This is a genomic window from Acinetobacter sp. S4400-12 (assembly GCF_024129495.1).
In the GTDB taxonomy this organism is placed as follows: Bacteria; Pseudomonadota; Gammaproteobacteria; order Pseudomonadales; family Moraxellaceae; genus Acinetobacter; species Acinetobacter lwoffii_C.
Map to the genome: position 1 here is coordinate 39,731 of NZ_JAMXYB010000003.1, position 13,985 is coordinate 53,715.

Here is a 13,985-nt window from a genome sequence, read left to right on the forward strand (position 1 = left end):
ATGCAGCAGCTATTTCGTCCCTTACTCACACAAAGTTTTAAAAGCACGGGTATTTATCTGCTGATTATTGCCCTGACCTTGGCCATTAGTGCCACGACTGCGCTGAAGTTCAGTAATGAACAGATTCAAAATGCGGTCGCTTTGCAGGCCGCGGAGATGCTGGCAGCTGATCTGGTGCTGTCAGATAATGAACCTTTGGCAGAAGAATGGCGTGATCAGGCCAGACAGCTGGATTTACAGCAGTCTGAGGTAACCTTCTTTAATACCATGGCTTTTACCGATGAACAGTTTGTCATGGTCAATGTCAAGGCGGTTGATCAGGCCTTTCCGCTGCGTGGTCAATTGCAAACCCAACCCGCAAAAACAACCATTCAACCCGGTGAAATCTGGCTCAGTCCCCGAGCGATGGATCTGCTCAATGTAAGGTTGGGAGATGAGCTGAATATTGCTGATGCAAAATTTAAGTTCACCGCTCAAATTGCAAAAGACTCCAATCAGGAGCTTGGTTTTTCCGGATTTTCGCCTACCGTCATCATCTCTCAGGCAGATGTTGCACGAACTCAGGCCATTCAGGTGGGCAGCCGGATTGACTACCGTTTGCTGCTGGCTGGTAATCCTGAACAGACGCAAGAATATGAAGCTTGGTTCAAACAGCAGATAAAATCTAAAAAAGAGAAAATGGATGCACCAGTCGCCGAAGTAGACGGGCAGGAGTTTGAGGAGCAGGGTAGTCTAAAATTACGTAATGCCAGCGAGGGCAATACCCGTTTAATGCGTCCGATTGCCAATCTGGATACCTTTTTGCAATTGGCCAATATCCTGACCATTTTATTATGCGGAATTGCAATTGCTTTAACAGCACAACGTTATGTACAGCAGAATCAGGATCATATCGCGCTGATGCGCTGTATAGGCGCGACCAAGCACCAGATTCTGGCCGCTTATCTGGCCTTGCTTGGAGTTGTGCTACTGGTTGCCATGCTGATCGGGACGCTCATTGGGATCAGTCTGGGATATGGATTGTTACAGTTAATGTTGCAGCTGATTCCCAACCTGCAACTTGAGTTTTCTGTGATGAAGATGTTGCTGGGCCCTTTACCCGTTGCCATGTTGACCAGTGCGATTGTCTTGCTGGGTTTTGTTATGCCGAGCCTGTTTCAGCTGTTAAATACGCCACCTATTCGGGTAATTCGCCAGCAGGAAAAGTCGGTCCAGTCCATGCTATGGATGTTACTGTGCGGGACCTTGGGCCTGATTGTTTTTAGCGTGATTCTGACTGAAAATATTGTGCTCACCGCCTGGGTGATTGGGGCAATTGTCCTGTTGTGTGCTGTGCTGTATTTTACGGTCTGGAGCACGTTAAAACTGCTACGGAACCTGAAATTTAACCTGTCGGCTTATGTCCGTACGCCGTATCAGACGGCTTTGCAAATTACCGCACTGGCTCTCGGATTGAGCCTGATCAGTGTACTCACCGTACTGCGTACCGATCTGCTGGAACGCTGGCAGCAACAGTTGCCTGAAGGTACACCGAACCAGTTTGTGTATGGCTTGCCATCTTATGAGATGCCTGAGTTGAAAGCCCAGCTCAAACAGAATGGCTGGAACAGCACACCACTTTATCCGAATATTCGCGGGCGCCTGGTGGCAAAAAATGACCAGCCTTTTAACGCTGAACTGATTAAGCAAAGCAATACTCTAAGACGTGAACTGAATCTGACCCAGTCAGACCGTTATCCTCAGGATAATGTCATTGTTCAGGGCGAAACGGTATTAAAACAGCCGGGCGAAGTGTCGGTCGAAGCGCAGACTGCCAAGGAGCTGGGCATCAAGCTCGGCGACAAACTAAGCTTTAGTCTGCCTGAAGGTAGGCTGGAAGCGAAAGTGGTGAATCTGAGAACCGTGGAGTGGGAAAGCTTTAGTCCGAACTTCTTCTTTATTTTTGCACCCCAGAGCATGGATGCCAATGCCGGCAGTTATCTGGGCAGTTTTTATGTGCCTGAAACAGACAAAGATCAACTGGTTTCTATCATCCAGCGGTTTTCCAATACGGTTTTTATTGATGTCAGTCTGATTCTTGAAGAAATCAAACGCATAGTAAATGTTCTGGTGCAGATCATTACTATTTTGGCGATGCTGGTCAGTGTGTCCGGCTTTCTGGTATTGATGGCCTGTCTGAATCTGCTCATGGATGAGCGCAAACGAGAAGTGGCTTTAATGCGTTCTTTTGGCAGTTCCAAGCGCAAACTAAAAACCCTGATGAGTCTGGAAGTTGGTTTTATCGGCCTGTTTGCTGGCGTGGTGGCATGTTTGTTTGCCGAAGTCATCAGTGCCATTGCCAGTTATAAAATGGATCTCCTGATTCAGCCACACTGGGAAATCTGGCTGATTTTACCGGTCTTGATGACGCTGCTTTGTGCGCTGGTGGGGCGTTATCGACTCAGCTATCTGTCCGATATTCCCCCCTTGCAAAGCCTGCGCGAGATGAACCAGTAAGATTCATCTTCTTTGTGGCTTTAAATGTGCAGCTGCTGTTGCATCAGGCGGAGAATGTCTTGCCAGAAAGGACGGATTGGCTCCAGCAAGGCCAGATTATATTGATAGAGCAGGCCACACACGACCACGCCCAGAATCAGGGCAATGAGTTGCATCAGTTTGCCCCATTGCAGTCGTTGTAGCAGATACCAGAGCAGAGTCAGGCAGGCACCCATGATCATGCCGCCGATATGGGCAGCATTATTAATCCCGCTGATCATAAATCCCATCACGAGGTTTAGGCCCATAATCATGATCAGGGTTTTCTTGTCCAGAATAAAGCGCTGTTGAGGCAGTATGGGCAATATGGACAAGACCGTCAGGGCTGCACCCAGCCCCATGACAGCGCCAGAAGCGCCAGCACTCACGCTGGGTAAAAGCTCGGGATTGGCTACGCCACCTTCAATTAAGGCATAAGTATCCTGAATGTTCATGTAACCGCTAAATAGGCTACCCATCAGGCCGGCACACAGATAGAGCCCAATAAAGTAAAAACGGCCAAACAGCTGCTCAGCAACGCTACCAAAAATATACAGTGCCCACATATTCAGCATGAGATGAATCAGGCCAAAATGGAAAAACATGCTGCTAAACAAGCGTATGGGTTCCGCCAGATAAGTTAAGGGAGCATAGTCCGCTCCCCAGGAAATGGCATCTCTGGAACTAGGCTGGCTAATATCCATGCCACTTAGCACCTGCCAGCCAAATAAGCCGACATTGATACCAATCAGGAGCGCAGTTATCCACCAGAGTTGTACTTCCGGTTTACGATAGGAGGTGGGTGGAGAGTATTTAGACATGCTATTTTTTTTGCGATGAGTGTATATTTCGCATAAGCTTAACACGAAAAATCAAATATTCAGGAGTAACGCACTGACATGAAAGCCTTTCTGATCCGCACGATTTTAATCATCGTCAGTGTGATTTTACTTATACAGTTGTGGATTTTTGCAAGTTTGGTCTGGTGGCGCACCAATCCGGTGAATACCACCATGATGATGCGGATTGATTACTGGACTGAGCCTTCCAAGCCCATTCAGCACCAATGGCGGCCTTATGACGAAATTAGCCTGAACCTAAAGCGTGCCATTGTTACGGTAGAAGACGGGAAATTTATTCATCATCATGGCTTTGACTGGGATGGTATCCAGACCGCATTAAACCGTAACAAGAATGAAGGCCGCGTGGTGGCAGGGGGGTCAACCATTTCCCAGCAATTGGCAAAAAATCTTTTTTTGATAAATAAGCGTTCCTTTGTACGCAAAGGTCAGGAAGCGATCGCTACCTGGATGATGGAACGCATGTGGTCCAAGGAACGCATTCTGGAAGTCTATTTAAACTCAATCGAGTTTGGTGACAATATTTATGGGGTTGAAGCCGCAGCCAAACATTATTTTGGTAAAACGTCACAAAGCCTTAGCCGTGATCAGGCGGTTTTTCTGGCAGCGATTCTGACCAATCCAAAATACTTTCAGGACCATCGCCATTCATCGGCCCTGAAAGCACGCAAACGTATGATTCAACGCTATATGAATTATGCCGAATTACCTTAGGTCTATAATTTGAAATAAAGCCTAATTTTTTTGGGCGTTTTTATCAAAGTGACATCAAATTGAAGCATACTAAAGCAGATAAGCAAAATTTTAAAATAGCGTAGGTTTCATATGAATACGGCAGCCACAACCACTTCGGCACCGACTGAATATACATATAATGATCGTTACATCAATCGTGAATTGTCTATTCTGGACTTCCATTTACGTGTACTGGAACAGGCTGTCGATCCTTTACACCCCTTGCTCGAACGCATGAACTTCCTGCTGATTTTTTCGCGCAATCTGGATGAGTTTTTTGAAATTCGCGTTGCCGGAGTTATGGAGCAGCTTGATCTGGGCAATGAAAGTCGCAGCCCGGATGGTTTGACGCCCAAGCAGGTACTGGATCAGATTTCCAAGACGGCACATGCTGCAATTGAACGTCAATACCGTATTTTAAATGAAGAAATCTTACCAAAATTACGCGAAGAAGATATTTGTTTTCTGCGCCGTGGCGAGTTAACCCCGGCTCAATCAGCCTGGGTCAAAAAGTATTTTCAGGAGCAGGTTGCGCCTGTCCTGACACCCATCAGTCTAGACCCGGCACATCCATTTCCGCGTCTGGTAAACAAGTCACTGAACTTTATTGTTACGCTGGAAGGCAAAGATGCCTTTGGCCGTCAAATTGATCTGGCTGTGGTGCCTGCGCCACGTTCATTGCCGCGTGTCGTGCGTTTGCCAGATGAGCTGACAGATGGCAAGGAACATCATGTCATGCTTTCCGCCATTATTCATGAGCATGTGTCCGATCTGTTCCCCGGTATGACCGCGACGGGATGTTATCAATTTCGCGTGACCCGTAACGCCGATCTGGCCTTAAATGAAGATGTGGAAGATTTGGCCAAAGCGCTGAAAGGCGAACTCAGTTCTCGCCGTTTTGGTCGTGCCGTACGTCTGGAAGTGACAGAAAATTGTCCGCAGCATATTTATCATTATTTGCTCAACGAATTTGATCTGGAAGAAGAGCAGCTGTATAAAGTGGCAGGGCCGGTCAATCTGGCGCGTCTGCTATCGAATTTTAAACGTCCCCATTTACGTTATGATTCACATACTCCGATCATTCCCAAAGCACTGAGAAAATATGAAAATATTTTCAGTGCCATGCAAAAGCAGGATATCTTGCTGCATCATCCCTTTGAGTCTTTTGCCCCTGTCATTTCTTTGTTGCGTGAGGCAGCGCGTGATCCGAAAGTACTAGCCATCAAACAGACATTGTATCGTAGTGGTCCCGACTCTGAAATTGTCCAGGTGCTGGCAGAGGCTGCACGAAATGGCAAAGAGGTAACAGCGGTAATTGAGCTGCGTGCTCGCTTTGATGAAGAATCCAATATTGCTGTGGCCAATGTTTTGCAGGAAGCCGGGGCCGTCGTGGTCTATGGGATTGTTGGCTATAAAACCCATGCCAAAATGATTCTGGTGGTGCGCCGGGAAAATAACAAACTGGTCCGTTATGTACATCTGGGAACTGGCAACTATCATGCGGGTAATGCGCGGATTTATACCGATTACGGTTTATTAACAACGGATAAAGAGCTCTGTGAAGATGTACACCGCATTTTCCAGGAACTGACCGGTATGGGGAAAATGGCCAAGCTGAAAAAGCTGCTGCATGCACCATTCACCTTGCATGCCCAGTTAGTTAACTATATTGATAATGAAATTGCCCATGCCAAGGCAGGCAAGCCAGCGCAGATTATTGTCAAAGTCAATGCGCTTACCGAGATGCAGCTGATCAATAAGCTTTACGAAGCATCTCAGGCAGGGGTACAGATTGACCTGATTATCCGTTCAATTTGCAGCCTGCGTCCTGGCTTGGCAGGCCTGTCGGAAAATATTCGGGTACGTTCGATTGTAGGCCGCTTCTTGGAACATACGCGGGTTTATTATTTTGCTAATAATGGCAATGCACAAATTTATTGTTCAAGTGCCGACTGGATGGATCGTAACCTGTTTAACCGGGTAGAAGCCTGTTTCCCCGTTGAAGATGAAGCCTTAAAAAAGCGGATTTATCAGCAAGGTTTACTGAACTATCTGAAAGATAACCAGCAAGCCTGGCTGTTACAAGGCGATGGCACCTGGATTCGCGCCCAGCCAGCCGAAGGAGAAAAGCTGCATAATGCCCAGCGTGAACTGCTGGAAATTTTTAAATAAAGCAGCGGATAAAAAGAGACTGTAAATACAGTCTCTTTTGTTTTTTATCAGAGATTCTGGTTTATTAAATCTTGTTCCAATAAAAAAAGGAGCGATGTAAGCTCCTTTTTATGTACAGATAATGAATCTTGTCTTAGTCCGCCGGGTGCTGGGTAATCTTTTGCAAAATTTGTAGCAGCATGTCGAACTCGCTTTGTAGCGGTGTACTTTTGCGAGTCACTAAGGCCAAGGTCCGGCTAGGCGCCGCCTGAATGGCTTTAACTTGTAACTCAGGATTGGCCTTGATCATACTGCTATATAGCGCGATTTCAGGCAGCAAGGTAAAACCAAGATTTGCAGAAACCATTTCGATTAGTGTCGGTAAAGAGCTGGCTTTTAAGCGATGATCATTTTTACGTTCGCCGATCGGACAGGCACTGAGTGCATGATCACGTAAACAGTGACCTTCTTCAAGCAGCATCAGACGTGACAGATCCAGATTTTCTAGCTTATCTGCTTGAGCCGAAGCTTGATCAGACTTATGGTGCACCAGATACAGATTTTCTTTATTAATCTCGGCTACTTTCAGGCCGCGTGTATCAAAAGGCAGTGCCAGTACCACCATGTCCAGATTGCCGTGTTCCAGTTTCTCTACAATCCTCTCACTTTGTGCTTCATGCAGATGCAGCTGGATTTTTGGCAACTGTTTATGAACTTCATCCAGTAATTGCGACAGAATAAACGGTGCAATGGTTGGAATGACACCGAGATGCAAATCGCCGGTAAGGGGTTCACTCATCTCACGACTTAAACGCATCAAGTCCTGGGCATCAGCTAATAGAACACGAGCACGTGCAACCACTTGCTCACCAAGAGGAGTTAAACGTACATTCTGACGGTCGCGCTCAACAAGTACGCCACCCAGTAAACGCTCGAGTTCCATAATACCACCAGACAGGGTTGACTGGGTCACAAATGAACGGCGAGCAGCTTCTGTAAAATGCAGCGTCTCTGACAGTGTTACAAGGTATGACAGCTGTCTTAGGGATGGTAATGCAGCCATAGTGTCCTAATATTTATGATTTAAAATGATCAGCAAATAATTCGCTAAGATGTGGAATAAAATGAGGGGGGATATCATGCCCCATTCCTTCAATTAATTCAAATTTAGCCCCTGGAATTGCTTTGGCAACAGCCTTGCCATGACTAGGAGGTAGCAATCGATCACGAGCCCCATGAACCACCAGGGTATCCTGCTTGATTTGCTTGTCCAGTTGCAGCAATGAACCTGTACATAATATTGCTAAAAACTGTTGAAGTACACCCGCCGGATGGTAACTCCGTTTATACAACTTGCGGGCTGTCTGAATCGCTTCCACGTGATTGACATAACCCGGCGAACCGATCAGCTTAAACAGTTTCAGGCTATGATCTACGATGCCATCTTCATCTGTTGAGGCCGGTTTGTCAATTAAACTAAAGAGCTGCTTTGGAAAAGGAGGAGGCAATAGCGGCTGGTTATTGCTGGTAAACAGCAGGCCGAGTTTCTTGACCTGCTCCGGGTGGCGGGCTGCCAGAATCTGTGCAATCATGCCGCCCATCGAAGCGCCCAGCACATAGACCTGTCCAAGCTCCAGTTTATCGATCAGCAGGCTAACATCTTCAGTCATGTCATACAGGTTATAAGGTGCTCCCTGATTGCCCAGACCGAGCATAAAACGGCTCATCATTTTAAAGGTATTCAAGCGCGGACCTTTATGATGGATCTTGGATGACAGACCAATATCGCGGTTGTCAAAACGAACGATATAATAGCCCTGATCAATCAGCGATTTACAGAAAAAGTCAGGCCAGTACAGCATCTGTGCACCGAGTCCCATAATCAGCAAAATAGGGGGGTGATCCGGTTCTCCGCCTACTTCTACATGTAATTCAATACCATTACCAAGATCAACCTTGGTTTCACGCATAAAAGATGTATAAGGGGAGTGGTTAAACTGCAGCGCACTATGCATGATAAGCTTCCTAATTAAAGGACATTTCGTTTAAAAAACGTCCTTCATATATTAAACATCTAAAGAGTTGCTGGAATCAAGTCAGGAACAAGTTTGCTCAGGGTCAGGCGTTGCTTGGCTGCTGTCGCCCCTAATAATACGAAACCACGCAATACACCTTCTACATCTATTGCTTTGGCAATCATGCCATCTTCCAGCTCTTCCGTTTCCCAAGTCACATTGACTTCAGCAGGTGCAGCTAATACGGTCAATGGTGCTGCTGGTGTTTTTACTGCAACCGGCATGGCAGGATAATGCACTGCGGTATGCTCGCCATTTAAGGTTTTGGCCAGAGCACGTGCCTGTTGCATGATGGGCATGACATAAGGCAACAGGATGCCGTTTACTTCAGCACAGTCTCCGACAGCATAAATATCCGGCTGATTGGTTTCTAGCAGGGCATTGGTTAGAATCCCGCGACTGCTATGAATATCAGCTTTTTTCGCGACAGAAATATTTGGCTGCAAGCCTACCGCAGACAGAACCACATCGGCGACCAGTGATTGACCATTCGCCAGCGTGACCAGATAATCTGCATTGTCCATTTTGGAGACTTTTTCAACTGTGGTAGCCAGCACAAAATGTATACCTGTTTCTTCAAGATGCTGCTGGAACACTTCAGCCACATGCGCAGGTAAAAGGCGGCCCAGTGGTCGAGGTGCAAGGTCAATAACAGTCACCTGATGTTCGGTATGTTGCAGGTCATTGGCAAATTCGCAGCCAATTAGACCAGCACCTAGAATTACCACACGTTTGTCTTCACGATTGGCCAGATTTTGGCGGAATGCTTTGTAGTCGTTCAGGTTGTTAACCACATGAATTTCGTCGCTGGCATCGCCGGCAATTGCCAAACGTACTGGATTAGCCCCCACCGCCAGAACCAGTTTTGAGTAAGGTTGCAGACTTTCCTGTCCATCTTTTTCTAAGTGTAGCTGATGCTGTTCTGGGTCAATCGCTTTTACCCAGGTATGTTGCCGGATTTGCATATTGAGTTGTACCGACATTTTTTCAGCATCCCCTAAAGGAATCTGCTCAGGTGCCTTGCTCCCTGCCAGTGCATTTGAAAGAGTCGGTTTTGCATAATTGATCGCATCATCAGCACAAATCATAACAAGTTCATGGTCTGGATTAAGCTTGCGAAATTCACGTGCGACGGCATAACCGGCCATTCCGGAACCAATGATGACGATAGGATGCATAATATTCTCCAGACTTTCTAAAATTAAATTTATAAATTTTTTAAAGGACATAAAAAAAGACCATTCAGCATGGTCTTTAAGAGGACATGATCAGACTTCAATCATTTCGAAATCAGCTTTTGATACGCCACAATCTGGGCAAGTCCAGTCATCTGGAATATCTTCCCATTTGGTACCGGCCACAATTCCATCCTGAGGCCACCCCAGTGCTTCGTCGTAAATCCATCCACATACGATGCATTGATATTTTTTCATGTAACTCTCCAAAACTGACCAACTGTAGGAGTCAGCTAAAAACTATAACGTGCACGACTCTAAAATAATATGACTTTAATAGTGAACATATTGGGCTAAATTTTTACGCAGTTCCGTTCAGAAAGTAAAGCGAATAAGAGTTTAAACAGTGAAATTAAGATCGGAATGGCAACTCAGGCCAAATTTTATCGATGAAAGGGCTAAATCTGTATTTCAAGCATACGGTCAGAGCAGCACGATTCAGCCTAAAATCAAAACCCACCAAAGTATTCAGGAGACTGTATATTTCTTGAAGTATTCTGACTTGATGTATTTTTAATCAATTTGCACGATTTTAGAAAATATTTTTAAAAAATAAATTAAATTATTAATATCAAAATCTTATAATTTAATATTGTCTTATATTTAGGCGTTTGTCCTTGTTTGTTTTGACCCTTTAGTCTAATATACAACTATTCATTTTCATGTTTAAGAATCTCCCATGAGCAATTTGTCTACTTCATTGTGGTCTAACATTCGTACTGTTCAGGATTTCCCAAAACCGGGGATCTGTTTCTTTGACCTGACACCTTTATTCACCAGCGATATTAGTCAACTCACTGATGCGTTGATCGAGAGCATTCCGGCCGACAAACTGGCAGCAGTAGATAGCTTTCTAGCCGTAGAAGCGCGTGGCTTTGTACTGGCCAGCTTATTGGCACAGCGTACAGGAAAGGGCTTATTGTTAGTGCGTAAAGCTGGCAAGCTACCGCCTCCAGTGATTGGGGTGGGGTATAGCCTGGAGTATGGGGTGGACCGTCTGGAAATGTCTGCTGAAATTGAGCCACAAAAAATCATTATTGTAGATGATGTTCTGGCGACTGGCGGTACATTAAAGGCAGTAAATGAACTGGCTAAAAAATGTCAGCATGAAGTACTGGGTGCTAGTGTTTTTCTCGATTTGCCTGATTCGCATGGAAACCTGGGCTTAGAGATCTGGTCAGTACTGGATGATAAATCTCAACCTAAGGTTGCGGTGGCTTAAGTTAAATAGATCTGGATTTCCAGATCAAAGCTCCTCAGTCAAACCGTCCAGTTTTGGGAAGGCGGATGAACGAGGAGCTTTTTTATTGCCTGATAAAGTGCTTTTCGATTTCCTGAATCAGTTGATTGAGCTGTTCGGGGTGTGCTAGACGATGATGACCCCCTTCAATTGCCTGAATTTGCATATAGTCTTCCAGGCAGATCTGTACAGCATGCATATCCAGGATCTCATCGCCCAGTTCAAGATAGGCAAACTGTGGAATATCATGCTGTAAATCCTGATCAGAAATGATCGGATAATCATCACGGAAATTTGGTTGCAGACTCGGATTTGCTACGATACAGGGAAGTTGATGGGCCTGTGACATTTTGAGTGCCCAATATCCTCCCAGGCTGTGGCCAACCAGAATATCCGGCTTAATCATTTTAATAGTGTCATGATAAAAATCGGCCACGGAGCTATAGCTCAGATTACGGTAATCCACATCAATACAGTATTTTTGTGTTGTATTAATTGCGTGAAATTTCGAAGATTTTTTACAAGAGTCCAAGCCATGCAAAAATAAGATTTTAGACATATTTTTTACTCATTCTTATCCGACATGCCAAAGTCATTAGTTCGTGATTGAAAGATGAGTTTCAATCTGGGTACTAGCTTAAAAGCTGGCAGCATAAAAAACAGTTAGCTATTGGTCTAATTTCAGGAAAGATAGCCGCCGCAATCGAGGCTGCTATTGAATATATGCAGCTTGGCTTTAATAAAAGAAGAAATCGCTTTCAAAAATGAACGAGAGCCGGACTAAAAAGCGATAAAGAGAAAAAATAAAAAGAGCTATATACTGCAAATTTTCTTCAGAAAAGCCAATTCCACCCAGTCTTTAAGCTACGATTCGACCGGGGAATCTGCTATTCTATGTAACTTCTATTTTTCAACTATTTTTATTCGAGGCAGAGATGACGCAAAATAACGCTCAATCGACTTCTGAACAAATCATTTCCGAAAACGATTTAATTGCACAGCGTCATGCCAAGTTAAAGCAAATCGAAAGCCAAGCTCAAGAAAATGGCAAGAGTCCGTGGCCAAATACCTTTAAGCGCGAGCATTATGCACAAGATTTGCAAATCCAGTTTGCTGATAAATCTAAAGAAGAAATTGAAGCTGGTGAAAAGGTATATGTCAAAGTTGCGGGCCGTGTAATGTTAAACCGTGGATCATTCATCGTGATCCAGGACATGACCGGTCGTATCCAGCTATATGTTGCCCGTAAAGAGCTGTCTGCAGATGTACTGGCCACCATCAAAGGACTTGATCTGGGGGATATCATCGCAGTAGAAGGCTATATTGGCCGTTCTGGAAAAGGCGATCTCTATGTTCATATCGAACAATTTGAATTATTGACCAAATCTCTGCGTCCACTGCCAGACAAATTCCATGGTCTGAATGATACTGAAGTTAAGTATCGCAAACGTTATCTTGACCTGATCGTTAATGAAGAAACACGTAAAGCCTTTGAAATTCGGGCCAAGGTGGTTTCAGGGATTCGTGCCTTCCTGACTGAAAAACGTTATATGGAAGTCGAAACACCAATGATGCACGTGATTCCAGGCGGAGCATCTGCACGTCCGTTTGAAACCCATCACAACGCCCTAGATATGCCGCTGTTCTTGCGTATTGCACCCGAGCTGTACTTAAAGCGTTTGGTGGTCGGTGGTTTTGAGCGTGTGTTTGAAATTAACCGTAACTTCCGTAATGAAGGGGTGTCGACACGTCATAATCCGGAATTCACCATGATTGAATTCTACCAGGCGTATGCAGATTATAAAGACCTGATGGAATTGACCGAACAAATGCTGGAAAAGCTGGCAATTGATATTCTGGGTACAACTGATGTGCCTTATGGTGATGAAGTTTATAACTTCAAAGGACCATTCAAGAAAATTTCGATGTTCGATGCCATTCTTGAGCATAATCCGCAATTCACGCCTGAAAATGTCAATGATCGTGAGTTCTTGGCAAAATTTGTTCAAGAGGAATTAAAAGAGCAGGTGAAACCTGGTTTTGGTTTGGGTAAATTGCAAACAATTGTGTTTGAAGAAACTGTTGAAACTAAACTGCGTCAGCCGACCTTTATTACGGAATATCCAGCGGAGACCTCTCCATTGGCACGTCGTAATGATGATAATCCGCATATTACAGACCGTTTTGAATTCTTTATTGGTGGTCGTGAGCTGGCCAATGGTTTCTCGGAGCTAAATGACCCGATTGACCAGGCAGAACGCTTCCAGGCACAGGTGGCTGAGAAAGATGCTGGCGATGATGAAGCCATGCACTATGATGCTGACTTTATTGAAGCGCTGGAATATGGCTTGCCTCCAACAGCAGGTGAAGGGATTGGAATTGACCGTCTGGTTATGTTGTTCGCCAATGCACCAAGTATCCGCGACGTGATTTTATTCCCGCATATGCGTCATAAAAATTAATAGCTGATCTATTCTAATAACCCACCTTCGCGTGGGTTATTTTTTGGGAAAATAGGACTTGTTGCCTGAGTAAAAAACCACAGTTTAATCGCTGAAAATTAACATGAGCGATTATGGTGAAGCTGAAAAATGATTTCCGCAGGTGCCGAGATTCGTTTTGAGCGGATGAACCGTTTATCAGGACGTCTTGTTGGCTAAGGTCAACCAGTCAGAGCGTAGCGCAGAAAACAATGCTGCCTTTGCTTTTGATGATGAAATGAAGGCACTTGATCTCATGCTATTGTATTCGTCAGGATCTGCCACTTAAAATGAATGCTTGGCTCGGTGATTCTGACGTCAATAGCCGGATGGCGAAGTATCTTCAAGCATTGAAATTACTGTGGAGCATGGCTTATTTAAGTATTAATTTTTAAGACTTGAGCTTTAAAAATCCTGCCAATCGGGCTGGATTTTTTAGCCCATACACGCCTATAAAAATAACAGACAAAAAAAACGCAATGATTGGGGTTGTCATTGCGTAGAAAAAGGAATGTCCTTTTAAACAAACCAAAACTAACTGTGGAGAGAGTTAAGCTTGATTCCTTCTATGTGATTTATAGTAAAGCCCAACCTAAGATGACTCATCAGTATTCATGTTAATAGATGTTAAATAAGGTAAAAATTATGGAGAATATGTGGGTAAACCCATAGCTCAGTGGTGATTTAGGCGGTAA

11 protein-coding genes are annotated in these 13,985 nt (G+C 44.7%); 5 read left to right on the plus strand and 6 right to left on the minus strand.

Features of this window, described 5'->3' with window-relative positions:
* Window positions 1-2,496 (plus strand): FtsX-like permease family protein, encoded by a 2,496-nt coding sequence (locus NI461_RS02560; protein WP_253156452.1) that lies wholly within the window; start codon window positions 1-3, stop codon window positions 2,494-2,496.
* A 20-nt stretch (window positions 2,497-2,516) separates the two neighbouring features.
* Here the strand turns inward: NI461_RS02560 and NI461_RS02565 are convergent, their stop codons facing one another.
* On the minus strand, window positions 2,517-3,335 hold the full coding sequence (locus tag NI461_RS02565) for a rhomboid family intramembrane serine protease (protein ID WP_253156454.1): 819 nt from the start codon (window positions 3,333-3,335) through the stop codon (window positions 2,517-2,519).
* 78 nt (window positions 3,336-3,413) lie between these two features.
* On the opposite strand from NI461_RS02565, the gene mtgA reads away from it, so the two are divergent.
* A complete protein-coding gene (mtgA, locus tag NI461_RS02570; RefSeq protein WP_151204867.1) occupies window positions 3,414-4,088 on the plus strand; it encodes a monofunctional biosynthetic peptidoglycan transglycosylase in 675 nt (224 codons plus the stop codon).
* A gap of 111 nt (window positions 4,089-4,199) precedes the next feature.
* Complete coding sequence (gene ppk1, locus NI461_RS02575) at window positions 4,200-6,281, plus strand: polyphosphate kinase 1 (protein WP_151204866.1); 2,082 nt, start codon at window positions 4,200-4,202, stop codon at window positions 6,279-6,281.
* Between the two features lie 133 nt (window positions 6,282-6,414).
* Here ppk1 and oxyR read toward each other — a convergent pair whose 3' ends face one another.
* The 4 genes from oxyR to rubA all read right to left on the minus strand — a co-directional run bounded on the left by oxyR (window position 6,415) and on the right by rubA (window position 9,768).
* Complete coding sequence (gene oxyR, locus NI461_RS02580) at window positions 6,415-7,323, minus strand: LysR family transcriptional regulator OxyR (protein ID WP_253156456.1); 909 nt, start codon at window positions 7,321-7,323, stop codon at window positions 6,415-6,417.
* Window positions 7,324-7,336: 13 nt separating this feature from the next.
* Window positions 7,337-8,275, minus strand: a complete 939-nt coding sequence (estB, locus tag NI461_RS02585) for an esterase EstB (protein ID WP_151205948.1) — start codon at window positions 8,273-8,275, stop codon at window positions 7,337-7,339.
* A 59-nt stretch (window positions 8,276-8,334) separates the two neighbouring features.
* Window positions 8,335-9,513, minus strand: a complete 1,179-nt coding sequence (gene rubB, locus NI461_RS02590) for a rubredoxin reductase RubB (protein ID WP_253156458.1) — start codon at window positions 9,511-9,513, stop codon at window positions 8,335-8,337.
* A gap of 90 nt (window positions 9,514-9,603) precedes the next feature.
* Window positions 9,604-9,768 (minus strand): rubredoxin RubA, encoded by a 165-nt coding sequence (gene rubA / locus NI461_RS02595; RefSeq protein WP_151203271.1) that lies wholly within the window; start codon window positions 9,766-9,768, stop codon window positions 9,604-9,606.
* A gap of 481 nt (window positions 9,769-10,249) precedes the next feature.
* On the opposite strand from rubA, the gene NI461_RS02600 reads away from it, so the two are divergent.
* Window positions 10,250-10,792, plus strand: a complete 543-nt coding sequence (locus tag NI461_RS02600) for an adenine phosphoribosyltransferase (RefSeq protein WP_253156459.1) — start codon at window positions 10,250-10,252, stop codon at window positions 10,790-10,792.
* An 82-nt stretch (window positions 10,793-10,874) separates the two neighbouring features.
* On the opposite strand, the gene NI461_RS02605 is transcribed toward NI461_RS02600, so the two are convergent.
* A complete protein-coding gene (locus NI461_RS02605) occupies window positions 10,875-11,369 on the minus strand; it encodes a YqiA/YcfP family alpha/beta fold hydrolase (RefSeq protein WP_253156460.1) in 495 nt (164 codons plus the stop codon).
* A gap of 376 nt (window positions 11,370-11,745) precedes the next feature.
* On the opposite strand from NI461_RS02605, the gene lysS reads away from it, so the two are divergent.
* Window positions 11,746-13,272: a lysine--tRNA ligase gene (gene lysS, locus NI461_RS02610; RefSeq protein ID WP_151203274.1), complete on the plus strand. Its 1,527-nt coding sequence runs from the start codon at window positions 11,746-11,748 to the stop codon at window positions 13,270-13,272.
* Window positions 13,273-13,985: the final 713 nt, after the last annotated feature.

What these genes read in the sequence shown, in the direction of transcription:
- NI461_RS02560 (WP_253156452.1), top strand. Translation starts at nt 1, where the DNA reads ATGCAGCAGCTATTTCGTCCCTTACTCACACAAAGTTTTAAAAGCACG.
- NI461_RS02565 (WP_253156454.1), bottom strand. Translation starts at nt 3,335, where the DNA reads ATGTCTAAATACTCTCCACCCACCTCCTATCGTAAACCGGAAGTACAA.
- mtgA (WP_151204867.1), top strand. Translation starts at nt 3,414, where the DNA reads ATGAAAGCCTTTCTGATCCGCACGATTTTAATCATCGTCAGTGTGATT.
- ppk1 (WP_151204866.1), top strand. Translation starts at nt 4,200, where the DNA reads ATGAATACGGCAGCCACAACCACTTCGGCACCGACTGAATATACATAT.
- oxyR (WP_253156456.1), bottom strand. Translation starts at nt 7,323, where the DNA reads ATGGCTGCATTACCATCCCTAAGACAGCTGTCATACCTTGTAACACTG.
- estB (WP_151205948.1), bottom strand. Translation starts at nt 8,275, where the DNA reads ATGCATAGTGCGCTGCAGTTTAACCACTCCCCTTATACATCTTTTATG.
- rubB (WP_253156458.1), bottom strand. Translation starts at nt 9,513, where the DNA reads ATGCATCCTATCGTCATCATTGGTTCCGGAATGGCCGGTTATGCCGTC.
- rubA (WP_151203271.1), bottom strand. Translation starts at nt 9,768, where the DNA reads ATGAAAAAATATCAATGCATCGTATGTGGATGGATTTACGACGAAGCA.
- NI461_RS02600 (WP_253156459.1), top strand. Translation starts at nt 10,250, where the DNA reads ATGAGCAATTTGTCTACTTCATTGTGGTCTAACATTCGTACTGTTCAG.
- NI461_RS02605 (WP_253156460.1), bottom strand. Translation starts at nt 11,369, where the DNA reads ATGTCTAAAATCTTATTTTTGCATGGCTTGGACTCTTGTAAAAAATCT.
- lysS (WP_151203274.1), top strand. Translation starts at nt 11,746, where the DNA reads ATGACGCAAAATAACGCTCAATCGACTTCTGAACAAATCATTTCCGAA.